Genomic DNA, 25,508 nt, shown 5'->3' on the forward strand with positions numbered 1-25,508 from the left:
ACTCGGTAAATTCTTAGGGGTAGGACGGAAGCATTATGAAGGATGAAGAACCGGATGGGCTGCGGCGAAGCGAACCCCGAACTGACTACTTACGGGGACGCAGGCGCGGTGGGGGAAAGGAGGAAGAGGAGGAGGAAGATTTTTGTGGAGAATCGCGGGGGCACCGGCAGCACGGGGAGAGGAGAGTTATTCTTGGGAGGGACATGATTTGTCCCAAACTCTGGGGGGAGATGCTGCGTTTATGCTTGACCTGTGCGCTGTCAGCCGCTGGTTTATCCTCTCCCCTAACATTCTGTTATGAAAACTACCGCGCGTTTCCTTGCTGTTGCTTCCGTGTGCTTGATGGCCGCCTCCCATGCGAGTGGGCAGCTGGCGGAGGAATACCGCATGTGGACGAACACGGCGGGCAAGACGGTGGAGGCGACGCTGGTGTCCGTGGATGCGGTGGCAAAGACGGTGAAGATCAAGATGAAGGACGGGCGTGAATTTGACGTGGAGATCGCGAAGCTGAGCCCGGCGGATTTTGAGTATGCGAAAACACGCTATGCGGCGATGCAGGCGGCCCCTGCCACTCCGCCAGCGGTGGCGATGCCTGCGACTCCGGCGGGAACACCTCCGGCAACTCCGCCACCTGCGACCACTCCACCGGCGACGCCGAAGGGCGGCTCCAAAGCGGCGGCGGTGGTGAAGAAGCCTGCGCCGCCACGCCCGACGGTGGCGATCGTGCCGTTGGCGAAATTCAAAGCGCCTGCGACGAATGATTACCTGAGCGGCATCAAGGGAAGGCCGAGGCTGATCCACAACGCGGCGGAGTGGGCGGCGCTGAAAGCGCAGATCGCGGCGGATCCGGTGCTGACGAAAATGCTGGAGTCGCTGAAGGCGTCCGGAGAAGATCTGGTGCAGGATCCGGCGCTGACGCGCATCAATGGTGACACGGGTGGTGAGGGGCCGAAGGCGATCTACCGCATCGGTCTGATGGGTGCGCTGCACTACTGCGAGGGCGATTTGAAATGGCAGAGCAAGGGGATCGATGAACTGCTGGCGTTCACGGACAAGGTGTCCTTCCGTGACTGGCACCCGGACCTGATGGACAATGTGACGGACATGGTGGTGGCGGTGTCGCTGGGCTATGACTGGTTCCGCGCGGGGCTGAACAACGACCAGGCGGCGACGATCCGCACGTGCCTTGCGGAGAAGGGGATCGGCGCACTGATCGCGCACCTGGAAGGGGAGGAGATCCCTGAGAGTGCGAAAGGGGTGTCCGGCGGGCAGACAGGTGCTTCGAAGAAGGGGACGCCACCGAAGGCGCCGGTGAAAGGGCAGCAGGCGAAGCCGGATGTGGGCAAGCTGCCACCGGACAGCAAGCAGATGGCGGCGGCCTCCGCGCTGCTGCTCTCGGCGATCTGCCTGGTGGATGATGATCCGGCGACGGCGAAAAAAGCGGCGGACGCAGCGGCGAAGGTGTTTGGCAAAGGGATCGTGCGATTTGCGCCGGCAGGGGTGTGGCCCGAGGGGCTGCAGGCCGGGGAAGAGGTGATGGACTATGTGGCGATGGTCGCAAGCTCGCTGAAGGCGGCGACAGGCAAGGACCTGGGGCTCAGCCTGCTGGAGGGGATCCCGCAGTTTAACACGGCGCGGATGCACCTGATGGGACCGAGCGGACAGGGGTTTAACTTTGGCGATGCGAAGAGCGCGGTCTCGGTGCGGCCGTGGGTGGCCACGTGGCTGTGCGGCGTGACGGGCAATCCGGGCATCCGCGCGGTGGCTGCGGGAGGCAAGATGGCAGTGGGGTCCGCCTACTTCGGGCAGGTGGGGAACTTCATCTACTACAATCCGCATGCGGCGGGAGACGGCACGGCGGACACGCTGGACTATGCGCAGCCGGGGGGCTTTGTGGCGACCTCGCGCTCCGGATGGGACAAGGACGACTACTTCATCGCGGTGAAGGGCGGCGAAAATGAGGATGCAACAGCGCAGCTGGACATCGGCAGCTTTGTGATGGACGCAGGCGGACAGCGCTGGGGCATCGAACTCGGGCGTGAGAATGACCGGGTGCCTGGTTCGGATGTGAAGCCGGGCGCGGACCGCACGAAGCGCTTCACGCTTTACGTGGAAAACACGAAGGGGCAGAACACGCTGGTGATCGATGGCAATGACCAGGAGCAGGATGCGAAGGCGGCGGTGCTGCTGGGGAACTCGACACCGGAACGCGGAGCGGCGGTGGTGGACATGACGAAGGCGTACTCGAAGCCGGCGAAGGATGTGCACCGCGGCGTGATGGTGGTGCGCGGAGCGAAGCCTTACATTGTGATCCAGGATGACCTGTTCATGAAGAACACCGGCACGATCGTGTGGAGCATGCACACGAAGGCGGAGGTGAGCCCTTCGGGACAGACGGCGAAGCTGACACAGAGCGGGAAGACGCTGGTGGCGACTATTGTTTCACCAGCCTCTGCAACCTTCAAGGTGGAGGAGCCGCCGGAGGCCGCCAGCGAGCAGGCGCGTGATCTGATCAAGGAAAAGGTGCACGTGCTGAAGGCGGAGATCCCGGGAAGCAAGGGAGCGCAGAGCCTGTGCATCACCTTTGCGCTGGACGAAGCGGCCACGCACACGGCGACGCCGGTGGCGACGTGGGGCGCGAAGAAGTGACGAAGCGAGCAAATAATGAAGCGAACGAGGCGGGCTGGAGACAGCCCGCCTTTTTTGTGGGTGAGTAGGGAAGAAGGGCATACCATGGTGTATTGGGAGATGGTATTGGGGCGGGAGGGCGTGGATCACCACGCAGGCGAAAGCACACAGGCGCGTGCTGGAGGACGACATGAGGCCGAAGGAATGTCCTGAACCCACGAAAGCGGTAGCTGCGATGCAAGTCTGCGCCTTGCATCTCCGCGACCGCACTCCAAATGGCGCGTGGCGGTGCGGCTATGACGAGGCTTGCGGGAAGTGGGCGAGGACGGCGGCGGCGACTTCTTCGGGGGTGACGAGCTGCATGCAGTTGTAGTGGCCGAAGCGGCATTCGCGATCAAAGCAGGGGCTGCATTCGATCTTGTGCTGGATGACGGTGTGGCGGTCGCCGAGGGGGCCGGTTTCGATGGGGCAGGTGGAGCCGAAGATGCTGACGGTGGGGATGCCCAGCGCGGCGGCCAGGTGCATGGTGCCGGTGTCGTTGGTGAGGAGCAGCTGGCAGCCGCGCAGGGTGGTGATGAGCTGGGAGAGGCGGGTCTTACCGACGAGGTTTTCGTGCGGGGCCGCCGGGAGCATGGCGGAGAGTTTTTCGCCCATTTCCTTTTCATTCGGCGCGCCGACCAATTGCCAGCGGAACTGGGGGTGCTGGGCGGAGATTTGATTGATGACGGCGGCGAAGCGATCGAGGGGCCAGCGTTTGGCGGGGCCGTATTCGGCTCCGGCGCAGACGGCAACGCGGATGGTGCCGTCGGAGGTGGAGACGGGGGGCGTGCCGGAGTCCCAGAGGCCGGGCTGCTCGATGTCTGCCCCGATGCCTTTGGCGATGCGGAGGTAGCGGTGGGCGTGGTGCTCCTTGTCGATTTTGACCTTCGGGGGCTTGATGATCTGGTTGAGCAGTTTGGCGCGGAAGGAGCCGCGGACGCCGACGCGGCGGGGGATGCCGGCGAGCCAGATTTCGAGGGTGCTGCGGGTGGAATTGGTGCAGAGGACGGCGGCGTCAAACTTCACGCCGGTGGCCTTGATGCGTTTGGCGACGGCGAAGAGGCCTTCCTTGGCGGGCTTGGCGATGTAGCGGGAGACTTCGGGCATGGAGAGCCAGAGTTCTTCGAGCTTGTCGGGGCCGAGGATGGTGATCTTGAGGTCGGGGCGGCCGCGTTTGATGGCACGGACCATGGGGAAGGCCATGCAGGCATCGCCGAGCCAGTTGGGGCTGCGGATGAGCAGCTCAAAGGGCTGCAGGCGCTCCATGTCGTAGCCTGCGGGGAAGGCGACGCCACGGCGGTAGTTGGAGAGGAGGAAGTGGGGCTTGGGAGTTTTCCAGCGGTTGTGCACCCAGAACCAGGCTTCGGGCTGCTTGCGGATGAGGCCCTCCACGGCGGCGTTGATGGCGAGGGTGAGACCTTCGGCACCGGGCTGGGATGGATCTGCCCTGACTTCTGGGGCGCAGAGCAGCCGCCAGCGGGCGGGGCCGTCATTGTACACCATCATGGGGAGCACGACGGCATCGGTGCGCATGGCCATGAGGGCACCAATGGTGGTGGTGGAGGCAAGGCGGTCAAAGAAAGGGCACCAGAGGCCGTGGTCGCCGGCATGCTGATCGACGAGGACGCCGACCTGACCGCCGTCGCGCATGAACTTCATGGGTCCATTGAAGCCGCTCTGCCGGTCGAACAAGGTGTAGCCGAGCTTTTCGCGGCGGCGCAGGACGAGGGCATTGAGCCAGGGATTGCGCAGGGGCTGGTATATGGCGGCGGCCTGATGACCGCGCACATACATGGATGGCACCTGAGTGAGGAGTTCCCAGCAGCTGGCATGCAGCACCAGATTCAGGACAGGACGCCGTTCGTCGTTGTAGGCGGACTGGGCACGTTCCGTTCCGCTGGCCTGCAGGCGCATGCAGATTTGCGCCTCGGTCATGAGGGGGAGCTTGAAGCCGCAGAGGATGTTGGCAAAGAGGCTGCGAAAATGCTCGCGGGCGATGCGGCGGAGCTCGGCAGGGGATTTTTCGCGACCGAAGGCGATGCGCAAATTGTGCTGGGCGAGGCGGCGGTATTTGCCGCCGAGGACGTAGGCGATGGCGCCGAGGACGCGGCCGATGTACCAGATGACGATAAGCGGCAGGAGCCAGAGCACGCCTTCAATGCACCGGAACAGGGCGTAAACCAGCCACTGCACGGTGCGCGTGGAGAAACTGGCGGAGTCTTTGGAGCGGCCCATGTGCCTTTCCTTATGCCGCAACGCTTTGGAGCACGCAACCCTTCATGCGAGATCGGCGCGGCGGGCTTCGTTTGGCCTCCCATGCAACGCTTTCTTTTTCTGCTCACGATTTGCTGTCTGCTACTGCCGTATTCACTGCCGCTGCATGCGACATCGGTCCCGGCCAAGCCGAACATTGTCTTCATCATGGCGGATGACCTGGGCTGGGCGGATGTGGCGTTTCACGGCGGGAACGCGCCGACGCCGGTGCTGGACAAGCTGGCGGCGGAGGGGCTGGAGCTGACGCACCATTATTCGGCACCGGTTTGCAGCCCGACGCGCACGGGGCTGATGACGGGACGCTGCTGGAGCCGCTTTGGGGTGACGACGCCGCAGAATGAGCGGGCGCTGCCGTGGGATACGATGACGCTGCCGCTGGCGCTGAAAACGCTGGGCTATGAAACGTGCCTGACGGGCAAGTGGCATCTGGGCTCGAAGCCGGAGTGGGGTCCGAACCACTTTGGGTTTGATCACAGCTATGGCTCGCTGGCGGGCGGGGTGGGCCCGTGGGACCATCACTACAAAAAGGGGCCGTTCATGGTGACGTGGCAGCGGAATGAGAAGCTCATTGAGGAGAAGGGGCACGTGACGGACCTCATCGCCAAGGAGGCCTGCGAGTGGCTGGGAAAGCGGAAGGACAGTGCGCCGTTTTTCCTCTACGTGCCGATGACGGCGGTGCATCTGCCGGTGAAAGAGCCGGAGGAGTGGGTGAGCAAGGTGCCCGCGGGTTTGACGGGGGCGGTGGCGCGGCAGTATGCAGCGTGCATCATGCACCTGGACGCAGCGGTGGGGCAGATCGTGGAGGCGCTGGAGAAGAACGGGCAGCGCGGCAGCACGATGCTCGTTTTTACCAGTGACAACGGCGGGAGCACGGCGGAGAACAACGGGCAGTCCTATCCGCCGGACGGCTATGAGTCCGGACCGCTGACGGGGAACAACAAGCCGCTGCGCAATGAAAAGGGGACGGTGTATGAGGGCGGCACGCGGGTGCCGTGCGTGCTGAACTGGCCGGGCGTGGTGAAGCCGGGGAAGCATGACGCGCCGGTGCAGATCATCGACTGGATGCCGACCTTCTGCGCGCTGGTGGGGTTCAAGCCTGCGAAGGATTTGAAATGGGATGGTGTGAACCTGTGGCCGCAGCTGGTGGAGGGTGCGCCGCCTCAGCCGCGCATGCTGTACACGGTGGCGCCTGGTTTTAAATCACGCGCGCTGCGGTGCGATCCATGGAAGCTGGTGGAACATGGCAGCGGGGAGAAGGCGAAGTACGAGCTGTATGATATTCTGGCGGACCCGAATGAGACAAAAGACGTGGCGGCCCAGCAGCCGGACGTGCTGGCGACGATGAAGGAACGCATGCGGGTGAAGGCGCGGGCGGATATGGATGCGGTGGTGAAGGATTGAGGTTTGGGCGTGGAGACGACGTTGAGGAAATTCGGCTGGCCGCAGAGGGGCAAAGGAGCAGAGATTTGAAGGCATTGATTCTCTGCTCCCTCTGCCTCTCTGCCCCTTTGCAGGGCATCTAAGGTAGTTCGGAATTTCCAACACGAATGCGGCGTGCATTCGAAAACAGGATCAGAATTCGATCGGGCGCTGTTCGTATCACTGCGCGGTGGAAAGGTGCGGCGTGTCTGGCTCTTGAGCGCCGAAGGCGCGGGCTATCGCAGCCCAGGGCGAAGCCCTGGGTTTGGCGATGTGTGCCCTTTTAAAGGTGTGAAGCCCTGAAAGGGCGGCCTAACTTTGCCAGTTATCGCACCGTCCATGCCGCAATCGCTCGCAAATCTTTACATACACTTGATCTTCTCCACGAAGGAGCGGGTGCCGTTTCTCACGGCGAAGGTGCGTCCTGATCTTCACGCTTACATGGCCACGGTGCTGGCGAATTTGAACTCGTCGGCGGTGCTTATCAACTCGGTGGCTGATCACGTTCATCTTCTTTTCAACATGGGCCGCACGGTCACGCTCGCGCAGGTGGTGGAGGATGTGAAAAAGTCGTCCTCCAAATGGATCAAGACCCAAGGGCCGGAGTTAGGAACCTTCGCCTGGCAGGCGGGATATGGAGCCTTCTCAGTGAGCGAATCCAACGTGCCCAAAGTGGCGAATTACATTCGCAATCAGGAGGAGCATCATCGCGTGAAGACATTTCAGGAAGAGTACCGGGAGTTTCTCTCCCGGCATAAAATCCGGTTCGATGAAAGGTATGTGTGGGATTGAAAGGATCAGTTGGAGGTCGTGTAGGCGCAGTGAATTAGGCCGCCCTTTCAGGGCTCGACCAGATGCGGGATGGAGGTTAATGGCCTGTTCCCAGGGCTTCGCCCTGGGCTGCGATAGAGCGCGCCTTTGGCGCTCCGATCCGTGGACTCTTGATTTCTTGGATCGACGATTTGTCCCTCTTTTGAAGAGGCCTCTCTGAAGGACAGCACCAACGAAAACGGGCGGTGCCGAAGCGCCGCCCGTTGAAGAGGTTGGTGTTGTGAGAAGAGACAGATCCTATTTCTCGACCCAGCGGACGGCTTCCATGAGGAGTTCGCGGGCGGAGGCGAGGCCGAGCTTCTGACGGATGTTGGCCTTGTGGGCGTCCACGGTCTTGGCGCTGAGGGCCAGCTTTTCGGCGATGCTGTGGGAGTCGAAACCACGGCCCACCATCTCGAAGATTTCAAGCTGGCGGTCGCTGAGCATGCGGGCGGGCTCGCCACGGGAGCCGCCACGAGGGCCGCCACCGGAGACGATGCTGCCGAGCAGAGCGGCGCTGAAGAAGAAGGAACCGGCGGCGACCTGACGAAGGCCCTGAAGCACGCGGGTGCTGGGCTCTCCCTTCATGACGTAGCCCATGGCACCGGCACGCAGGCAGCGCTCTGCATACACGTTTTCGTCGTGCATGGAGTACACCAGAATCTGCATGTTCGGATGGCTGGCACGGAGCTTTTTGATGAGGTCCACGCCGCTGCGATCCTTCAACGTGATGTCAAGAACGACTACGTCGGGCTTGATCTTGGTGATCTGCTGGAGCGCGGTGTTGGCGTCTTCAGCACTACCGATCACCTGCATGTCTTCCTGCTGGTCGATCAGTTTCTTAAGCCCTTCGATAACGATAGGGTGGTCGTCGAGTATATAGATTTTACTTTTCACGGTGAGAGTAGAGGACTCATTTTCAAATCAATGTCAAGCCTACGTTCTTAAGAAAGGTTGAACCGCAGTGCGCATTGCATTGCCATTCAACGCCCTGAGGTCATCTGAGAATGGATTATAATGGTCAAAAAATGTCCATCCTGGGGTCGGAGAGGCGGGTGGCGAGCCTGCAAAAATCCGCAATTTGCACCCCAAGATTGGATTACGACCCCCGTCATGCTGCCAGACGCCATGAAAAACACCATCCACTCCGACACCACCGCGATTGGTTTTCAAATCGCCCCCATGATCGATGTGGTCTTCGTGATCATGCTGTTTTTCATGGTGATGACAGGAAGCGTGAAGGTGGAGCGGGAATTGAGAACGTGGCTGCCTTGTCCAGGAACGACGACGTCGCCCGTCGATTTTCCGCCCGATGAAATCACCATCGGCATCGCGGAGGATGGCACGGTGACGATGAACGAGCAGGAGTTTGACACGCCCAAGGCCAAGGCGTTGCCACGGCTGACGGAAAGCCTCATCCGCGCGCAGGAGTCCTCCAAACGGCAGAATCAAAAGGTGCTGGTGACGCTGCAGGCGGAGGAGCAGGCGAGCTACGAGCGCATCATTGATGTGCTCAATTCGCTGCACAAGGCGGGGATCCAAAACGTGACCTTCACGGTGGGGAGCGAGACGACGTTTTGATGCATGGCGACAGGCCGGTGCGGCGGGGCGCGTTTTGTGCCCATGCCACGCTGCTTTTTGATTCTGCTGTTGTCCGCAAGTGCTTTCGCCCAAATGGCCAACCGACCACCGGTGCCGCAATGGCTGGCGGCGGCTGATGGGGGAGCGACGTTTACGCAGAAGGTGAAGCATGAGGGCAAGCTGCTCAAAGCGGTGCTGCTGACGGCCGGTGATGCGGCGGTGGAGGTAATGCTGGATGGCAACAGCATCGCCACGGTGAAAGCGGCGGAGGCGGCGAGTGGCACGGACCTGACGCGGCAGCTGGGCGATGGCAAAGAGCATGTGCTGGGCCTGCGTGTGCCGGGCAAGGCGAAGGCGGCGGCGCTGCTGGAACTCAATGGCGATCTGGCTGCGGTGCGCTGGATCGTGACGGATGCGAGCTGGCAGAATGCGGTGGTGGCAGGGGCGACGGATGCGGACGCGGCGAAGAACCCGTTTGATTTGAAGAAGACCTTTGATGCCTACAACTCCTGGCAACTGGCGAAACCGGGAGCGCAGAATCAGGCGACGGATGCCGCGACACTGACCGTGCCGCCGGGCTTCAAAGCGGAGCTGATTCGCTCGGCGCAGCCGGGGGAGGATTCGTGGGTGTCCATGGCGTTTGATCCGCAGGGACGCATCACACTGGGGAAGGAGAAGAAGGGCCTGCTACGTCTGACGCTGAGCGGCAGCGGGGACCAGAAGGTGGAGGTGATCGATGATGAGCTGCTGGAGTGTCGTGGGCTGCTCTATGCGCATGGTTCGCTGTTCGCGAATGCGAACAACACCAAGGCGCTCTACCGCCTCACGGATGCGGATGGCGATGGTGTGTTTGAAGAGCGAAAGGTGCTGATGCGCACGGAGGGCGGTGTGGGCCATGGCCGCAATCACATCAAGCTCGGTCCGGACGGGGACATCTACGTGGCGCATGGCAACAACGTGCTGCTGCCAAAGAACCTCGATCCTGATTCGCCACTGAAGAATTATGCGAATGATCAGCTGATTCCGAACCCGTGGGACAGCAGCATGTTTGACGGCAACGTGGAGCTGCCTGCGGGGCACATCCTGAAAGTGAAGCCGGATGGAAGCAAGGTGACGCTGATCGCGGGCGGCTTGCGGAATCCGCTGGATATTGCGTTTAACTACTATGGCGAGCTGTTTACCTTTGACGCCGATATGGAGCGCGATGTGGGCACGCCTTGGTATATGCCGACGCGGGTGCTGCAGATCGTGCCGGGTGCGGACTACGGCTGGCGGCGTGGCACGGGGCGTTTTCCGGCATGGTATGCGGACACGCTGCCGAGTGTGATCGATATTGGGCTGTCTTCGCCCACGGGGATTTTCTTTGGGTATGAAGCGGCTTTTCCAGATTCGTATCGTCGCGTGTTGTACCTGCTGGACTGGAGCTATGGGCGCATCATCCAGGTGGCTTTTTGCAAATCCGAAGGAGCTGCATACACGGCGATGCAGGCAGATTTTGTGACGGGCAGGCCGCTGAATGTCACCGACGGCTGCATCGGGCCGGACGGTGCCATGTGGTTCATCACGGGCGGACGAGGAACCCAGAGCGGACTTTATCGAGTGTCCTGGGCTGGCAAGAAGCCCTCTCTTTCTCCGATGCCCAACCGCCTCTTACGCCACTCCTCCGGCACTGAGCTGCAAGCAGACACGATACGCGAACGAAGCGTGGACGGAGGCTGGACAGCGGATCTCTCCTTCACCTTTCAAGGCATCGAATCCCCTGATCGGTTTGTGACCAACGCCGCGCGTCTGGACCTGGAAAAATCTGATCCCGCTCTGTGGAGAGAGCGTGCCTTGGCGGGGAAGAGCATTCATGCGCTTCTAGCTCTCGCGCGTGTCGGCCAACCTGCGGACCTGCCCGCCATTTTGGATGCGGTGACGAAAGCAGCGCCCGCACCCACGCTGGATGCGCTGCGCGTCGTCGCCGTGGCCATCGCACGCCATGGCGCACCGGATGAGGCGCATCATCAGAAGCTGATGGCCTGGGTAGTGTTTCCGCGCGATGACGTTTTCCTCAACCGCGAAGCCTGCCGCCTCCTGGTCTATCTCAAATCCCCCACGGTCATCGCGAAAACGATGCCGCTGCTCAAGGCGGCTACGACTTCGGAGGACCTGCTGTATTACCCTTTCATGCTGCGTTACCTGAAGGAGGGCTGGACTCTGGAGCAAAGGCGCATCGTGTTTGAGGCGCTGAACAAGGCGGAGAAGATGAACGGGGCTTCGACCTTTTTCAAAGCGATCAGTGATACGCGCAGCGAGCTGGCGGCGGCGCTGAAGCCAGAGGAGGCGAAGGAGCTGGCGGCGGTGATCTCGCCGGCGAAGCCTGCGGTGCTGTCCGCGCATGCGCTGCCGGGGCATTCGTTCAAGAACTGGACGCTCGATGATCTGACGCCGCTGCTGGCGAAGATGGATGCGAAGACGCGCAACCGCGAGAGCGCGAAGGATGCGCTCATCCGCGCGCAGTGTGTGTTCTGCCATAAAGTGAGCAATGACCCCGCGCTGCCTGCGGGCGTGTTTGGGCCGGATCTGGTGCAGGTGTCGGCGCGCTTCAACCGGCGCGATCTGCTGGACCATATTTTGAATCCGTCCAAGTTCATCGATGAGAAGTTCCGCTACGTGACGGTGAAGACGAGCGATGGGAAAACCATCACCGGCAGTCTGGAGAGCGAGGATGATGAGCGCGTGGTGCTGAAGACGAATCCGCTGGCAGCGGAGAAGACGGAGATCGCGAAGGCGATGATCAAAGAACGCAGAGTGTCGGAGATTTCGCCGATGCCGCAGGGCTTGCTGAACTCGCTGAAGGCGGAGCAGATTCTGGATCTGCTGGCGTGGTTTGAGAATATGAAGTGAGGGGTGGTTGGAGGCCCGCTGCAGCCTCCAATCCAAACAACTCTCTTCGAGTGCTGGTCTAATGGCTGACCTTGAGCTTGTAGGTCACTTCGCCGGGGTTCTCTTTGCGTTCGCTGTTGGTGTTGATGCGAAGCACGACCTCGGGCCGGGAGGTTTGGACGAGGTAGGTGAAGGGCTTGAGCGTGGTCTCGGGATCGACGATGGCGAGGACCTTGCCGGGCATGCCTTTGTCATCCGCAGGCTCTGCGATGACGAGGCGGTCATCGTCTTTGTAAGTGGCTTTGGGATCGTCAGGATTCTCCGTGGCGATGCCGCCCTTGCTCTTCCATTTTCCGGTCACGTATTCGAGGGAGATGGTGTCTCCTTTTTTCACGGCGCCGATGCGGCGTCCGTTGGGATCATTGGCAGGAATGGTGACGATGGTTTCCTTCGAGCCGGAGGAAGAGGAGGAGGAGGTCGAAACAGTTCTGGAGGAAGTCGTGGATTTGCCGCCGAGACCGAGGCGCTCCTTCATGCCTTTGATCTCATTGGCGATGACCAGGGCTTCCTCGAGCTTGGCGGCCTTGGTGTAGGTGTCCTGCAGTTTGAGGAGTTCTGCGAGGTACTTTTCATCCAGCGGACGGGTGACACGTTCGCGTGCGGCCTCATAGGCGGTCTGCAGGCGCTCCATTTCAGCGGGCACGGTTTGAGCATGCAAAAGAAGGCACTGGATGCCGAAAGCGAAGAGAAGCAGGAGGCGGCTTTTCATGGTATAAAAACAAAGCATACAAAATTCACTGCTCTTTGTTCAAGATGAATCTCGGGCTCCGGCAAGAGGGTTGACACCGCGCATTGCGCCTCCCATACTCGCGGCCATGTCGTCCCGAACTGAAGTGCCGCTGCTGCCGCGAATCGCGCGGCTGGTGGTCGTGGGGGCGATCTGCCTGACTCTGGGGATGCACTGGGCGCTGCTGCAAGGGGTGGCGTGGACGGGGATGCTGATCTCCTTTGCCAAGGAAGGGTCCGTGATGGAGGCGGTGCAGAAGACCTTTGACGGGCAGCATGGCTGCGCGCTGTGCAAAAGGGTGAAGGAAGGCCAGAACTCCTCCAAGCGCGGGAATCAGCAGCAGGCGGGGCAGTCTTTGCAGAAGATCAATGCGGTGCTGGTGGAGATGACGGCTCTGACCGCACCTGCGGGAAACATTTTTTCATTCGTGCCGCTGCACGAAAGGCTGGTGCAACGCACCGAACTGCCGGAGACACCACCGCCCAGACACGGGCTGGTTTGATCTGACCGACCGGCTTTTAAAAAAGCCAGCGCTCTGATTTTGTGCGGGGCTGATGCCCTGCATCACATGATCTCCCACAGATCACCCATCCTTTCTGGTGAACAGTGTTTCACGGCGCAAGCCGTGTTTCCACCAGACGCTCCCGTTCAGCCGGTCTCCGGGCGGCGGCGAAAGATTTCCGGTTCGTCGCATCATGCGACGGATTTGAAACACAAACACCACACACCCAACACCACAAATGAAGAAGACAGCACTCGCCCTCCTGCTTACCGCCATTGGCATCGGATCTGCCGCCGCTGACGATGTGATCAAGGACGTCATGAAGAAATACCACAAGCCCGAAGACGCCCTTTGCAAAAAGGTCGGCAAAGGCGAAGCCACCAGTGCTGACCTCAGCACACTGCTCAAAGCCTATGAAGACATGAAGGGTGCCACGCCGCCGAAGGGCGACAAGGCCGTCTGGGCGGAGAAGTGTGATGCGCTCATCAGCGCTGTGAAGAAGGTCCAGTCCAAGGACGCTTCCGGTGTCAGCGACTTCAAGAAAGCCGTGAACTGCAAAGCCTGCCATGATGGCTTCAAAGGCAAATAACCTCCTCGCCTGATCTCCAGGAGGCTCCGCGACTGTCTGCGGAGCCTCCTCGGATCAAGGCCGCCCCCCCAGCATGCTCCGCCGCGCCGCACGCCTCTTCATTGTTGCCGCCCTGATGTTTTCCATCGGGCTGCACTGGGTCGTGCTGCAATCCGCCGCCTGGGCGGGCATGCTCGTCACCTACACAGTGCAGGGAGGCTCTCTGCTCACCGGAGTGAGCCAGACCTTCGACAGCGAGCATCCCTGCCCGCTCTGCCTTGCGATCAAAAAGGGCAAACAGTCTGAGAAAAAGGAGACGCGGCAGGCGGACCCCAAACAGAAGATTGAACTGGCGCTGACCTTTCCTGCGGAGCTCGTCCTGACTCCGCCAGCGCCTACACTTTCCCCACTGCCAGATTTTCCACACGGCATCGTACGACGCACCAAGCCTCCCTTTCCGCCGCCACGACGCGGCGAAGTCTAGCAATCTCGTTGGTTGAGGCACCGCGGACGCATCGTGCGTCCATGCACCGTTCAGCATGCTGATGCCGGTGCGTCTGTCGCGTGCTGCCCGCGCAAGTCTGTCGAATCCAGGCGGCCCCGTCATGCCTTCAGGCATCCAGGCGGAGTTCTGCCCCCTTTTTCCAATTTCTCCATTTTCGCTTTTTATTATGCTAGCTCATTTCTCCTTTTCTCGTCTGGCCTGCGGCCTGGCAACTCTGCTTCTGCCTGTTCTTGCTGGCAGCGCTTTGGCTCAGACGCCTGCGACCAAATCCAAGACCACACCCAAGCCTGCCTCCACGCCCGCAGACCTCGCGCGCCAGGAGCCCACAGTGCTGCCGGAGATCCTCATCACTGCGCAGGCGGACCCCTATCTGGCACCTTATGCCAACATGACCACTCGCTCGGAGGTGCCGTTGCGACAGCTGCCGCAGTCCGCGCAGGTCATCACCCGCAAGCTGATGGACAACCAGCTGACCCAGCACCCGGGGGATGTGGTGAAAAACTTCAGCGGTGTGGTGGGCAACGACTGGCGTGAAATGAACAACACCCAGTACTACATCCGCGGCTTTCAGTCCGCGCCGTACCTGGACAGCTTCCAGCTCTACTATCCCGGACCCGCCTCCGAGACGCTGATCAACACCGAGCGCGTGGAGGTGGTGAAAGGCCCCACCGGCACGATGTTTGGCGGCGCTGCCGGCGGCCCTCTGGGCGGCCTGCTGAACTTCGTCTCCAAGCGGCCTGAAAAGGAAGCCCACTACATGGTGGGCATGAGCGCGGGCACCTGGGGCTCCTACGGCAACATCTGGGATGTGAACCAGCCCCTGGATGACAAGGGGCGCATTCTCTTCCGCATCACTGGAGATGTGCGCGACACACGTGACGTGAATGCATTCATCAAGGGGCACCTGACCAGCTTCTTCCCCACGCTGGCCATCTCCCTGAGCGATGACACCACCCTGACGCTGCGTGGCCGCTATTCCGACCGCTCCATGACAGACTACAGCGGCCTGCCCGGTGCCGGCACGGTGGCCCCCGGAGGATTCACCTTTGGCCGCTACGACATCTTCCGCGCGGAAGGCCAGCCTGCGACCTCATCCAAGACCCGCAGCCTGAACGCCGAGCTGAAGCACAGCTTCAACAGCGACTGGAACGTGATCCTCGAAGCCAACTTCATCGACATGAACTTTGACCAGTTCTCGGTGTTCCCCAGCTTCTTTGGCGCGCCATTCGGCTCGTTCTACCCGGTGGACTCCGGCACGCTGCTGCAAAACATGCACTCCTTTGCCTTCAATGCGCGGGTGAACGGCAAGTTTGAAACCGGAGCCCTCAAGCACAGCCTGACGACGGGCATGGACTTTGACCAGACCACCGACAACGGCGTGCTGCTGGTGAACCCGTTCATCGGCATCATGGACATGAGCAATCCGTCCTCCTCCTACCCGGCCTGGGCGGGCGGCGGCCTTCCTTTCTCAGACCAGCACAACGACTACCAGACCATCGCCGGATTTGTGCAGGATCAGGTCACGTTTGCCGAAAAATTCCATCTCATGGGCTCCCTGCGCTACAGCCAGCTCAAGGTGCACGATGTGGACACGGCGGCGGGCATCGACTCCCGCCTGAACGAGCACCGCCTCACCAGCCGTGCGGGGGCCTCGGTGGATGTGACGAGCTGGATGACGGCCTTTGCGGGCTGGGGCCAGGGCTTCCAGGCACCGGTGGGCGTGCCCATCGCAGGGGCTAAGAAGGTCATCAGCGGAGAGCAGATGGAGGCAGGGCTGAAGTTTGAGCTCAGCAAGAAGCTGCAGGGCTCACTGGCCTGGTTCCGCAATGAGCGCACGAACGTGCCCGTCTCCACGGGCCTGCTCAGCGTTCAATCCGGTGTGCAGCGCGCCTACGGCATCGAAGCAGACCTGATCTGGAAGCCGCTCAATGGTTTCACCGTTCTGATGAACTATGCATGGCAGGATGCCCGCATTGTTTCAGACACGACCCTGCCCACCGGAGCACGCCTGCCGCGTATCCCGGAGCACACGGGGCGTGTGGCGGTGCGTTATGACCACAGCGAGGGCATCTTCCGCGGCTTTGGCATTGGCATGGGTGTGAGCATGGGCACCTCCCGTCCGGGGAACTCCGCCAACACCTTCTCCACTCCGGCCTACGCCACGGTGGACGCCCAACTCGGCTACACACGCGGCCCGGCCACGGTGTCTGTGGGCATTCAGAACCTCTTCGACGCACGCTACTACCAGCCGCAGGCATTCCTGGGCGGATCGGTGGCTCCCAACGCGCCCTTCAACGTCTTCTGCCAGGCCACGGTGCGCTTTTAATCTCAACGCCTGAACTCCATGAAGACCGAGCGTCGTGAATTTCTACGTCAACTCACCTGCGTGCTGCCCGGCCTGGCCGCGCTGGCACAAACTACCAGCGCCCAGGCTGCCGCAGAGACACCCAAGCCTGCACATGACATGTCCGCCATGCCTCCCGGCTGGATGGGGCACGAAGTGATCGTGCAGGTGCTTTACCCTGGATTCACGGCGCTCGATCTCATCGGCCCGCATTACTTTCTGTCCTCCCTGATGGGAGCCAAAGTGCTGCTGGCGGCGAAGAGCATGGAACTCGTCAGTTCAGACTCGGGCGTGAAAATCATGCCCGACATCACCTTCGCCGACTGCCCGGCGGCGCTGGATCTGCTCTGCGTGCCTGGTGGCACGACGGGCACTCTGGCCGCCATGCAGGACGCGGAGACGATGGCTTTCATCCGCAAGGCGGGAGCGGCGGCGAAGGTCGTCTCCTCCGTCTGCACCGGCTCGCTCATCCTCGGTGCCGCTGGTCTGCTGAAAGGCAGGAAGGCCACCTCCCACTGGCTGGTCAAAGATCTGCTGCATCACTTTGGTGCCACGGTTTCCAACAACCGTATCGTGGAGGATGGCAAGGTCATCACCGCCGCCGGTGTCACCGCCGGCATGGATTTTGGCCTGCACATGTCCCTGAAATGGCGGGACCGGGAATACACGGACTGCCTGGCTTTGCTGGCCGAATACGACCCGCATCCGCCCACGACGGCAGGAGATCCTGCCAAAGCACCTGCCAAGACCAGGCAGCTCATGGTGGAGATGCTCGCAGGCTTTCACCAGAAAGTGGAAGCCATCCTCAAAGGCGGCTGAAGCACGAGCCCCGGTCACCCTCATCGAATCAACCTATCCAAAAAAAACCCCATCCCCCAACATTCATGAAAACTTCCCTCAAACACTTCCTCGCAGCCGTTTGCGTGCTGCCTTTCACTTCGCTCATCCATGCGCAGGATGCGGCTCCCTCGGCGGAGTCCATCACACGCGGCCAGACGGTTTACATGCAGGTCTGCTTCGCGTGCCATCAGCCCACCGGGCTGGGCCTGCCGGGCATGTTCCCTCCGCTGGCCAGCTCGGACTGGGTGGCGGCGAAGAAGCCGGACCGCATCATCCGCATGGTGCTGCATGGCTTCACCGGACCCATCACTCTGAATGGCAAACCCTTTGCCTCTCCCGCGCCGCTGATGCCACCGCAGGGCGCGGCACTGAGCGACACGCAGATCGCCGATGTGCTGACCTATGTGCGCAACAGCTTTGGCAACAAGGCCAGCGTTGTGACAGCCGATGAGGTCAAGGCCATCCGTGAAGCCGAGAAAGCCCGCACCGCCATGTGGACGGAAGCGGAGATCAGCAAGATCCCCACGGAATAACCCAGTCAACAAACACCCAGTTCATCCTTCAAACACATGTCCAAGAAATCATCTTCTTCCTCCTCAGGCGAACTCGCCTCTCGCATCACGGATCTGCTCACCTATGGCACCGGCACGGTGATGGGCGGCGGCCTCTTCCTCATTGTGGGCGCGTTTGTCATCGGCTCCTTCGGAGCGTTGCGTGCCAAGCCTGAACCGGTGGCACTGGAAACGGAAGCTGTTCCGGCTGCGGCACCGGCTGCGGCCAACGCCCCGTCTCCAGCGCCTGCTGCGGCGGCCACTTCTCCTGCTCCCGCACCGGCTGCTGGCGGCGGGGCAGACCTGCTGGCCACGGGCCAGCGCATCTACTCCACCGTGTGCATCGCATGCCACCAGCCCACGGGGCAGGGCCTGCCACCCATGTTTCCACCGCTCGCGGGATCGGACTGGGTGAACGTGAAGAAGCCTGACCGCATGATCCGCATGGTGCTGCACGGGTTTACCGGCCCCATCACCATCAATGGCGCACCTTTCACCTCTCTAGCGCCGATGATGCCGCCGCAGGGAGGGGCGCTGAGTGACGAGCAGATCGCCGGCGTGCTGACCTATGTGCGCAGCAATTTTGGCAACAAGGCCGGCCCCGTGACTCCGGAACCGCCGCCTCCGAGCATTCGCTATACCTCCGCCGGTGCAGACGTTCGCGTCAGCACCGGCTCATGGCTGCGCATGGGGCTGGGCATTGGCATGGCCATAGCGGGCGTGCTGATGCTGGGGCATTATGCCCGGCAGGCTCTCCCACAGACACCGCTGCCTGTGGTCGCTCAAATCACAGGCGACCTGGAAGTCACCGAGCGCAGCGGGCAGACGGTGAAGCTTTCCGCCCTGCGCGGGAAGGTCACCGTCATGGCCTGCCTCTACACCGTCTGCCCGCATGGGTGCGCGGCAGTAGTGGCGCAGATGCAAAAGCTCAATGCCGCCTATCGCACGCGGCCGGATTTCCATCTGGTCTCGCTCGCCGTGGCGCCGGAGCGCGACACCCCGGACTTCCTCAAAGCCTACGCCGAAGGCGTGGGCGCGAAGCCGGAAGATCCCTGGTGGTTCGTGACCGGTGAGCAGCAGCGCATCTGGGACTACATGACGCATGAACTGCAATTGCAGGCTCCTGTTCCCATCCCGGAGGAAAAGCGCATCAATCCGCTGGACTTTTACGAGCACGACCTGCGCCTCGTGCTCATCGACCGCCAGGGCCGCGTGCGCGGCTACTACGCTGTCTTTCACCCTCAACCCGAGATCGCCACGCTCATGACCGAAAAGCTCGGCCGTGACGTGCAGCGCCTTCTCGACAATCCCGCAGAATAACAAACCAAAGCAAATCAAACCACATCCAAACCTATGAAACACATCATCACCCTCCTCCTCAGTCTTGTCGCCATCGTTTCCTGCAGCGCCGGGGAACCCGTCACTTTTCTCTACAAAGGAGAAGTCGCCGGCGTCATGTGCAGCGCCTGTTCCGACCATGTGCAAACCGCCCTCGCCAAAATGAAAGGAGTGGAAACGGTGAAAGTGCTGCCCGCAGAAAAGGAGGGCGGAGTGCCAAAGCTCGAGATCACCGCCACTTCGGCCACGATCACCAAGAAGGATGCCGTCAAGGCCCTGGGCGACTACGCCAAGACCTATGACATACGCAGCCTGAAGCTCGTCAAAGCCAAATAAGTTCCGGCATGCCTTGAGGCCGCCTCCACGCACGGAGAAGTTCGCAGCGTCATGTGGACGGAAGCCGAGACAAAAAAATCAGCGTGGATTGATCCAATGCCTCCAACACCTCCAGTTTCACCTTCACCGGACATTCATCCCCCCACCGCCAGTGCCGGGCATCACGTCAGCATTGGCTCCTGGGTGAGGATGGTGCTTGGCATCGGCATGGCCGTCGCTGGAGTGCTGCTGTTTGGACGCCATGGTGTGCAGGCGCCTCCGCAGAGCCCGTCCCAGCCCGCAAAAATGGCGCTGCCGGTTGTGGCACAAATCGGCGGCCACTTCGAAGTGACCGAACGCAGCGGGCAGAAGGTGGATCTTTCCGCCCTGCGCGGCAAAGTCACCGTCATAGCCGCCCTGTACACGGTCTGTCCGCATGGGAGCGCTCCCATCATGACCCAGATGAGGAGGCTGAATGCCGCCTATCGGGAGCGGCCGGACTTCCTGCAGGTCTCGCTGGCTCTGTCACCTCAGCAGGACACGCCGGCTTTCCTCAACTCTTATGCGCAAGGCGTCGGCGTCAGACCCGCAGATCCATGGTGGTTCGTGGTAGGCGAGCAGCAGCCCACCTGGGACTTTATGACCTCTGGGCTGCGACTCCAGGCCCCGACCGCCGTACCGCCAGAAAAGCGCATGAGCCCGCTCGATCTCTACAAGTACGATCTGCGCCTCGTGCTTGTGGACCGCCAGGGCCGTGTGCGCGGCCACTACGCGGTGTTTCTTCCTCTGCGTGAAGAAGCCGCACGCATGTCTGAACAGCTCAGGCGCGATGTACAGTTCCTCCTCGACAATCCCGCAGAATAAAATCCGCGCCACACCCCAGCCTGCGACACACCATTTTCAGCCCCGCTGTTAACTTCCATGTTCGCCTGCCGTATCACCTGCCTTCCATGAACCCTCGTCTTTTCTGCCTCTTCGCTGCCATCTCGCTCACCACCTTCTCACAGGCCCAGACCGCCGATCCGAAGCCCCTTGTCGAAAAAGCCCTCAGCGCCGTCGGTGGAAAGGACAAGCTGCTCAAAAACTTTCGCATCAAGGAAATCTTCCACTTTGGCAGCACGCCCGAACCAGCCGAGGGCAAAAAGCGCTCCACTCGCGAGTCCATCCTCTCCCAGCCGGACAAGTGGTGGATCAACAAAAAGGAACGTGGTGCCGAACCGGCGAAGGATGATGTGCGCGCATGGTCGCTCGACCTGCTCGTTGATGAAAAGTCCAAGTTCGAGATCATCCCTGACCTTACCGACGAAGGGAAAAACTGTGCAGGTCTCCGCGTCAGCGGCAGCGTCACGCCCGCGATGAGCTTCTACTTCGACAAGGAGACCTCCCTCCTCCACCGCCTCGACTGGCGCGGTGACTTCTATCGTTTCAGCGAATGGAAGGAGCACGACGGCCTCAAATACGCCAGCAAGACGATCATCTTCAAAGTGAAGGACGGCAAACCGTGGTTCTTCCACGAAGTCACCGAGCTTGAACGCCTCTCCAAGCTGCCCGAAGGACTTGCGAAACCATAAATGGAACGCTGTTCCTGCTGGGGTGCATGAGCTTTGCCGGTGTGCCGCCTGATGCTGCAAAGTAGACCCTTGCTTGTCTTGACACCGAATCTCCCGCTTCCATACTCGCCACCCATGCTTTCCGCCCAAAATGCACCTCAACGCCCCTGGCTGCGCCACGCGCAGCGCGGAATGGTGGTGGTGCTGTGCCTGGCGCTGGGTCTGCAATGGGCGCTGCTGCAGGGCATCGCGTGGACGGGAATGTTCATCAGCTTTGCACGGGAGGGATCGGTGATTGAGGCCGTGGAGAAGACCTTTGACGGTCAGCATGGCTGCGCGCTGTGCAAGAAGGTGCAGGAGGGGACGCAGGACTCCGACAACCACGACCAAGGCACGCAGGAAGATGATGCCGTGAAAGGGCTGAACGCGGTGCTGGTTCGCACAGTGGTGCTGATTCCTCCAGCAGGCGATACGATTTCATTCGCGATGATCCGCGAGATGATGATGAAACGCAATGAGATGCCGGAGACGCCACCGCCACGACGCGGGCTGGCCTGACGTGAACTGACCCTGTGGCGCCGTTTTCCAAAAAAACGCCGCGCCGCGAACCCGCTGCCGGTGCCCAACTCCCGGCGCAAAACAATCCTGTGCACACGCCGCGACGCGCAGCGGTGCCTCTGACCACTCTCACTACATGAAACCACTTTCTCTTTTCTCTTTGCTAGCTCTCTCCGGCGCTGCGTTCGCGCAGTCTGCCAAACCGACCCAAGCCTCCCAAACCACTCCGACTCCGCTCAAGGAAGTCGTCATCACCGCGACGAAAGATTCGCCCTCACTCACCGTGCCGAGCCTCGAGACGCGGAAGGAGCAGATCTTCCAGTCCGTGGCCGGCGGCGCGAACGTGATGGATGCGGAATTCTACAAGACCGGCCGCGCCTCCACGCTGAAGGACGCGCTGGATTTCGCACCCGGCGTGCTGGTGCAGTCGCGCTTCGGCGCGGAGGAGTCGCGCCTGGCCATTCGTGGCAGCGGCTTGCAGCGCACGTTTCACGGACGCGGCATCTGGATGATGCAGGACGGCATGCCGCTGAACCTGGCGGACGGCGGCTTTGACATGCAGGCGATCGAACCGCTGACGGCGAACTACGTGGAGGTGTTCCGCGGTGCGAATGCGCTGCAGTACGGCTCCGCAACGCTGGGCGGTGCGATCAATTTCATCTCCAACACGGGCTACACGGCTCCGGCTTCGCAGGCGCGGATGGAGGTGGGCAGCTTCAACACGTACCGCGGGCAGATTTCCTCGGGCTTCGTGAGCGGAAACACGGATGTGTATGTGAGCATCACGGCCTCGCACACGGACGGCTTCCGGGACTGGAGCAAGCAGGAGAGCTTCCGGGTGTTTGCGAACATCGGCACGAAGATCAGCCCCAATCTGGAGAACCGCGTGTACATCACGTATGTGGACAGCAACTCGCAGCTTCCTGGGAACCTGACGAAGGCGCAGATGATGGCAAATCCGCAGATGGCGGCGCCGGGGTCCTTCATCCCGACGGTGCCTGGCGGCGCGGGGTATCAGGAGCGTGACTACCGGCTCTTCCGACTGGCGAACAAGCTGACGTACAGCGACGGGGACAGCAACACGCTGACCTTCAGCGCCTTCTGGTCGTGGAAGGATCTGAACCATCCGATCTTCCAGGTGATCGACCAGCTCAGCAATGATCTGGGCTTTGATTTGCGCTATGATCACAAGGGGAAGCTGCTGGGCCGTGACAACACTTTCACGGTGGGCACTAACTTCATGTACGGCGGCACGAACGACAACCGCTTCTTCAACATCAACGGTACACGCGGTGCGCAGGTGGGTGCCTACCGGCTGCAGGCCACGAATTTCAGCTTCTACTTTCAGGACAAGCTGCAACTGACGGACAAGCTCTCCCTGGTGGCGGGTGCGAATGTGGCGTATGCCTCGCGCGAGCTGGATGAGCTGCAGACGTTTGGCGGGGTGAATCCGCCGGGGCAGTTCACCGGACTGCCGAACCTGGTGAACAACAGCGACCGCATCGAGGCCTGGGGTTTCAGCCCGAAGCTGGGCCTGCTGTATGAGGTGGACCCGAAGACTCAAATTTATTTCAATGCGAGCCGGAGCTTTGAGCCACCGACGCTCGGCGAAGCCACGCCGGCGGGCAACGGCCTGCTGGCGCTGAAGCCGCAGACGGCGACGACGCTGGAGCTGGGCACACGCGGGCAGCGCAGCCGCATCTCGTGGGATTTCAGCTACTACTATGCGTGGGTGGAGCGCGAGCTGCTGGCGCTGGGATCTCCGGTGCTGACGCCGACAACGACGGTGAACGCGGGGCAGACGATTCATCAGGGCGTGGAGTTCGCACTGAACGCGGAGCTGCTGCGGAACCTGGCCGTGTCCTCAGACCGGCTGATGCTGAACCAGAATTTTCTCTGGAATGACTTCCGCTTCAGCAAAAGCGCTGCCTATGGCGACCGCCTGCTGCCGGGGTATTCGCCGGTGTATTACCGCGCGCAGCTGCTCTACCAGCACCCGAGCGGCTTCTACGTGGGGCCGACGCTGGAGTGGTCTCCCTTCAAATACGCCGCGGATCTGGCGCGCACGACGTTTGCGGATCCGTATGCGCTGCTGGGCATGAAGCTGGGCTACCGCACCAAGAAGGGCCTGTCCTTCTACGTGGAGGCACGCAACCTGACGAACGAGATCTACAGCCCCACCGTGAACGTGGTGACGAATGCCACCGTGGCAGGAAGCACGGCGGTGTTTCTGCCTGGCGATGGGCGGAGCTTCTACGGCGGCATCGAATGGAAATGGTGAGAATGCTGTCTGGTCGTGGGATGGGTGCGGCGAAAGCCCGCCCGTCTCGCGACGAGCAGCATGCGCCCCGGGCCCCGGCCCTCGGGCACACCCGAGTGCAAGCCGATAGGACGTTCGAATTTGCCGCAGAGAGGCAAAGGGGCAGAGGCAGCAGAGGTTTTCAAAAATTGAACCCAGCCAACAATCAATCACGCCCTTAAGTTTTTCAGACCTCTATCAATCCGCCGCCGCCGCCGCCTCCGCCTCTCTGCGGCAAAGCGAACGTTCCTACACCTGCCATCCGCCTTACCAACTCCCCTGTCTCATTGTCTGACCATCCGCCCCTTCTCTCATGAACTCCCGCATCATCCGCAAACTTCACCGCTGGCTCGGGCTGGCCTTCAGTGTCTCCGTACTCATCGCCTCAGGCAGTGGGATCATTCATAATGTGATGACGAGCACGCAGGCGCCGCCGCCGCCGGTGAAGCCTTCGGGCGGAGGGATGGATGTGAACGCGATCAAGCTCAGCGTGGCGGAGGCCGTGGCAAAGCTGGGCGATGACAAGCCGGAGGTGCTGGCGGTGAACCTGCGCGGCATCGGCGGGCAGCCGTGGTACCAGATTTTCGTCAAGGCGCCGGCCACGCAGAAAATTTTCACCACCACCTCGGGCGGGCCGCGCTACGTGAGCGCGGTGGACGGCCGTGTGGATCCCGCGATGGACGAAGCCTACGCGTCGGAGATCGCGTCCAAGTTTCTCGGCGGAGCAAGCGTGAAGAAGACGGACTACCTCACGAACTTCAACAGCGAGTACATCAACATTTTCCGCGTGCTGCCCGTGTATCGCTTCGATGCGGGCGATGCGCTGGAGACGCGCGTCTATGTCTCCACCACCACCGGCAGCATGACGCGCCACACCGACAAGCAGCGGCAGTTTGAGGCGAACATCTTCACCAACTTTCACAAGCTGGGATTCATCTCCGACAAGAAGACGCGCGACCTGGTGCTGACGGTGGTGAACATCGGCATCTTCCTCGTCTCCTGCCTGGGCATCGTGCTGTTTGTGGTGACGCGGCCGAAGAGCCGGTGAGAGTTCCATTTCCGTGACACGATTCAGCCTCTTTGATTCCAGATGCTCTCCAATGAATCGAAATGCAACTCCACACCCTCCCGGACAATTTCCAGAATCCGTGATTTTTTGTAAGACCGCCATTTGGTCCTTCACGATTTGAATCCGGTGCGCTAAACCTTGCGCTTCATCTCCTATGAAAAAACTCCTCATCCTCGCCACCTTCGCCGCCCTTTCTCTCTGCACCGCCCAGGCGGAAGTAGCCCCGTCTCATGCCGCGGCGATCGAAAAGATGTTCGCCGTCATGAAGATCGACGCCCAGTATGAGGCCAACCTGATCTCTTCCTTTGAATCCGGCATTGGCATCAGCGAGGACCAGATCAAAGCCCTGCCGCAGGAGCAGCAGGACAAGTTCAAGTCCGCCATGACCAAAGTGCAGGCCAAGCTGATGAGCACCATGGGCTGGAGCACGATGAAGGCCGACATGATCAACGCCTACGCCCAGGTTTACTCCGAGAAGGAAGCGACCGACATCACCGAACTCATGGGGTCCCCGGCGGGCCAGGTGTTCGTCTCCAAGCAGGCCACGCTCCTCAAAGAAGTCATGAAAATGACCCAGGAAAAGATGAAGGGACTTCAGCCCGAGATCACCAGGATCGTGCAGGAGGAGATGACGAAGTAGGCGGAAACCCGCGTTTCATGCGG

At 61.3% G+C, this 25,508-nt stretch carries 22 protein-coding genes; 19 read left to right on the plus strand and 3 right to left on the minus strand.

Going from position 1 to position 25,508, the window contains the following annotated elements:
• Positions 1-297 precede the first annotated feature (297 nt).
• Entirely contained in the window at positions 298-2,649 is a 2,352-nt protein-coding gene (locus ACILSR_RS09000; protein ID WP_395749423.1) for a heparinase II/III family protein, read from the plus strand.
• A gap of 273 nt (positions 2,650-2,922) precedes the next feature.
• Here ACILSR_RS09000 and waaF read toward each other — a convergent pair whose 3' ends face one another.
• Entirely contained in the window at positions 2,923-4,902 is a 1,980-nt protein-coding gene (waaF, locus tag ACILSR_RS09005; protein WP_395749424.1) for a lipopolysaccharide heptosyltransferase II, read from the minus strand.
• An 81-nt stretch (positions 4,903-4,983) separates the two neighbouring features.
• Here waaF and ACILSR_RS09010 point away from each other — a divergent pair, with 81 nt between their 5' ends.
• Together ACILSR_RS09010 and tnpA are read left to right on the plus strand one after the other, a co-directional pair.
• The gene (locus tag ACILSR_RS09010; RefSeq protein ID WP_395749425.1) at positions 4,984-6,342 is read left to right on the plus strand and encodes a sulfatase-like hydrolase/transferase; all 1,359 of its coding nucleotides are present in this window, start codon (positions 4,984-4,986) and stop codon (positions 6,340-6,342) included.
• A 357-nt stretch (positions 6,343-6,699) separates the two neighbouring features.
• Complete coding sequence (tnpA, locus tag ACILSR_RS09015; RefSeq protein ID WP_395749426.1) at positions 6,700-7,152, plus strand: IS200/IS605 family transposase; 453 nt, start codon at positions 6,700-6,702, stop codon at positions 7,150-7,152.
• A gap of 276 nt (positions 7,153-7,428) precedes the next feature.
• Here the strand turns inward: tnpA and ACILSR_RS09020 are convergent, their stop codons facing one another.
• Complete coding sequence (locus ACILSR_RS09020) at positions 7,429-8,067, minus strand: response regulator (RefSeq protein ID WP_395749427.1); 639 nt, start codon at positions 8,065-8,067, stop codon at positions 7,429-7,431.
• A 231-nt stretch (positions 8,068-8,298) separates the two neighbouring features.
• Between ACILSR_RS09020 and ACILSR_RS09025 the strand changes: the two genes are divergently transcribed.
• On the plus strand, positions 8,299-8,751 hold the full coding sequence (locus ACILSR_RS09025; protein ID WP_395749428.1) for an ExbD/TolR family protein: 453 nt from the start codon (positions 8,299-8,301) through the stop codon (positions 8,749-8,751).
• Between the two features lie 93 nt (positions 8,752-8,844).
• Positions 8,845-11,640, plus strand: coding sequence for a hypothetical protein (locus tag ACILSR_RS09030; protein WP_395749429.1), 2,796 nt, complete (start codon positions 8,845-8,847; stop codon positions 11,638-11,640).
• Positions 11,641-11,698: 58 nt separating this feature from the next.
• On the opposite strand, the gene ACILSR_RS09035 is transcribed toward ACILSR_RS09030, so the two are convergent.
• Positions 11,699-12,388: a hypothetical protein gene (locus ACILSR_RS09035; protein WP_395749430.1), complete on the minus strand. Its 690-nt coding sequence runs from the start codon at positions 12,386-12,388 to the stop codon at positions 11,699-11,701.
• A 106-nt stretch (positions 12,389-12,494) separates the two neighbouring features.
• On the opposite strand from ACILSR_RS09035, the gene ACILSR_RS09040 reads away from it, so the two are divergent.
• The 14 genes from ACILSR_RS09040 (at position 12,495) to ACILSR_RS09105 (ending at position 25,485) form a co-directional block, all read left to right on the plus strand.
• The gene (locus tag ACILSR_RS09040) at positions 12,495-12,908 is read left to right on the plus strand and encodes a hypothetical protein (RefSeq protein ID WP_395749431.1); all 414 of its coding nucleotides are present in this window, start codon (positions 12,495-12,497) and stop codon (positions 12,906-12,908) included.
• Between the two features lie 238 nt (positions 12,909-13,146).
• Complete coding sequence (locus tag ACILSR_RS09045; protein ID WP_395749432.1) at positions 13,147-13,497, plus strand: hypothetical protein; 351 nt, start codon at positions 13,147-13,149, stop codon at positions 13,495-13,497.
• A gap of 73 nt (positions 13,498-13,570) precedes the next feature.
• Positions 13,571-13,960 (plus strand): hypothetical protein, encoded by a 390-nt coding sequence (locus ACILSR_RS09050; protein WP_395749433.1) that lies wholly within the window; start codon positions 13,571-13,573, stop codon positions 13,958-13,960.
• Positions 13,961-14,147: 187 nt separating this feature from the next.
• On the plus strand, positions 14,148-16,307 hold the full coding sequence (locus tag ACILSR_RS09055; protein ID WP_395749434.1) for a TonB-dependent siderophore receptor: 2,160 nt from the start codon (positions 14,148-14,150) through the stop codon (positions 16,305-16,307).
• Between the two features lie 18 nt (positions 16,308-16,325).
• Positions 16,326-17,144: a DJ-1/PfpI family protein gene (locus ACILSR_RS09060; protein WP_395749435.1), complete on the plus strand. Its 819-nt coding sequence runs from the start codon at positions 16,326-16,328 to the stop codon at positions 17,142-17,144.
• A gap of 65 nt (positions 17,145-17,209) precedes the next feature.
• Positions 17,210-17,698 carry a c-type cytochrome gene (locus ACILSR_RS09065; protein ID WP_395749436.1) on the plus strand — a complete coding sequence of 163 codons (489 nt, stop codon included), beginning with the start codon at positions 17,210-17,212 and terminating at the stop codon, positions 17,696-17,698.
• A 36-nt stretch (positions 17,699-17,734) separates the two neighbouring features.
• Positions 17,735-19,036, plus strand: coding sequence for an SCO family protein (locus tag ACILSR_RS09070; RefSeq protein ID WP_395749437.1), 1,302 nt, complete (start codon positions 17,735-17,737; stop codon positions 19,034-19,036).
• 33 nt (positions 19,037-19,069) lie between these two features.
• The gene (locus ACILSR_RS09075; protein WP_395749438.1) at positions 19,070-19,390 is read left to right on the plus strand and encodes a heavy metal-associated domain-containing protein; all 321 of its coding nucleotides are present in this window, start codon (positions 19,070-19,072) and stop codon (positions 19,388-19,390) included.
• Between the two features lie 96 nt (positions 19,391-19,486).
• Complete coding sequence (locus ACILSR_RS09080) at positions 19,487-20,233, plus strand: SCO family protein (protein ID WP_395749439.1); 747 nt, start codon at positions 19,487-19,489, stop codon at positions 20,231-20,233.
• 86 nt (positions 20,234-20,319) lie between these two features.
• Positions 20,320-20,940 carry a hypothetical protein gene (locus tag ACILSR_RS09085; RefSeq protein WP_395749440.1) on the plus strand — a complete coding sequence of 207 codons (621 nt, stop codon included), beginning with the start codon at positions 20,320-20,322 and terminating at the stop codon, positions 20,938-20,940.
• 114 nt (positions 20,941-21,054) lie between these two features.
• A complete protein-coding gene (locus ACILSR_RS09090; protein ID WP_395749441.1) occupies positions 21,055-21,477 on the plus strand; it encodes a hypothetical protein in 423 nt (140 codons plus the stop codon).
• A gap of 136 nt (positions 21,478-21,613) precedes the next feature.
• A complete protein-coding gene (locus ACILSR_RS09095) occupies positions 21,614-23,758 on the plus strand; it encodes a TonB-dependent receptor family protein (protein ID WP_395749442.1) in 2,145 nt (714 codons plus the stop codon).
• A gap of 331 nt (positions 23,759-24,089) precedes the next feature.
• Complete coding sequence (locus ACILSR_RS09100) at positions 24,090-24,824, plus strand: hypothetical protein (protein WP_395749443.1); 735 nt, start codon at positions 24,090-24,092, stop codon at positions 24,822-24,824.
• Between the two features lie 175 nt (positions 24,825-24,999).
• Positions 25,000-25,485, plus strand: a complete 486-nt coding sequence (locus ACILSR_RS09105) for a DUF2059 domain-containing protein (RefSeq protein ID WP_395749444.1) — start codon at positions 25,000-25,002, stop codon at positions 25,483-25,485.
• Positions 25,486-25,508: the final 23 nt, after the last annotated feature.

The organism is Prosthecobacter sp. (genome assembly GCF_044222565.1).
Classification (GTDB): Bacteria; Verrucomicrobiota; Verrucomicrobiia; order Verrucomicrobiales; family Verrucomicrobiaceae; genus Prosthecobacter.

Bases quoted from the DNA above. Each gene is read 5' to 3' on its own strand.
- ACILSR_RS09000 (WP_395749423.1), top strand. From the start codon at position 298: ATGAAAACTACCGCGCGTTTCCTTGCTGTTGCTTCCGTGTGCTTGATG.
- waaF (WP_395749424.1), bottom strand. From the start codon at position 4,902: ATGGGCCGCTCCAAAGACTCCGCCAGTTTCTCCACGCGCACCGTGCAG.
- ACILSR_RS09010 (WP_395749425.1), top strand. From the start codon at position 4,984: ATGCAACGCTTTCTTTTTCTGCTCACGATTTGCTGTCTGCTACTGCCG.
- tnpA (WP_395749426.1), top strand. From the start codon at position 6,700: ATGCCGCAATCGCTCGCAAATCTTTACATACACTTGATCTTCTCCACG.
- ACILSR_RS09025 (WP_395749428.1), top strand. From the start codon at position 8,299: ATGAAAAACACCATCCACTCCGACACCACCGCGATTGGTTTTCAAATC.
- ACILSR_RS09030 (WP_395749429.1), top strand. From the start codon at position 8,845: ATGGCCAACCGACCACCGGTGCCGCAATGGCTGGCGGCGGCTGATGGG.
- ACILSR_RS09035 (WP_395749430.1), bottom strand. From the start codon at position 12,388: ATGAAAAGCCGCCTCCTGCTTCTCTTCGCTTTCGGCATCCAGTGCCTT.
- ACILSR_RS09040 (WP_395749431.1), top strand. From the start codon at position 12,495: ATGTCGTCCCGAACTGAAGTGCCGCTGCTGCCGCGAATCGCGCGGCTG.
- ACILSR_RS09045 (WP_395749432.1), top strand. From the start codon at position 13,147: ATGAAGAAGACAGCACTCGCCCTCCTGCTTACCGCCATTGGCATCGGA.
- ACILSR_RS09050 (WP_395749433.1), top strand. From the start codon at position 13,571: ATGCTCCGCCGCGCCGCACGCCTCTTCATTGTTGCCGCCCTGATGTTT.
- ACILSR_RS09055 (WP_395749434.1), top strand. From the start codon at position 14,148: ATGCTAGCTCATTTCTCCTTTTCTCGTCTGGCCTGCGGCCTGGCAACT.
- ACILSR_RS09060 (WP_395749435.1), top strand. From the start codon at position 16,326: ATGAAGACCGAGCGTCGTGAATTTCTACGTCAACTCACCTGCGTGCTG.
- ACILSR_RS09065 (WP_395749436.1), top strand. From the start codon at position 17,210: ATGAAAACTTCCCTCAAACACTTCCTCGCAGCCGTTTGCGTGCTGCCT.
- ACILSR_RS09070 (WP_395749437.1), top strand. From the start codon at position 17,735: ATGTCCAAGAAATCATCTTCTTCCTCCTCAGGCGAACTCGCCTCTCGC.
- ACILSR_RS09075 (WP_395749438.1), top strand. From the start codon at position 19,070: ATGAAACACATCATCACCCTCCTCCTCAGTCTTGTCGCCATCGTTTCC.
- ACILSR_RS09080 (WP_395749439.1), top strand. From the start codon at position 19,487: ATGCCTCCAACACCTCCAGTTTCACCTTCACCGGACATTCATCCCCCC.
- ACILSR_RS09085 (WP_395749440.1), top strand. From the start codon at position 20,320: ATGAACCCTCGTCTTTTCTGCCTCTTCGCTGCCATCTCGCTCACCACC.
- ACILSR_RS09090 (WP_395749441.1), top strand. From the start codon at position 21,055: ATGCTTTCCGCCCAAAATGCACCTCAACGCCCCTGGCTGCGCCACGCG.
- ACILSR_RS09095 (WP_395749442.1), top strand. From the start codon at position 21,614: ATGAAACCACTTTCTCTTTTCTCTTTGCTAGCTCTCTCCGGCGCTGCG.
- ACILSR_RS09100 (WP_395749443.1), top strand. From the start codon at position 24,090: ATGAACTCCCGCATCATCCGCAAACTTCACCGCTGGCTCGGGCTGGCC.
- ACILSR_RS09105 (WP_395749444.1), top strand. From the start codon at position 25,000: ATGAAAAAACTCCTCATCCTCGCCACCTTCGCCGCCCTTTCTCTCTGC.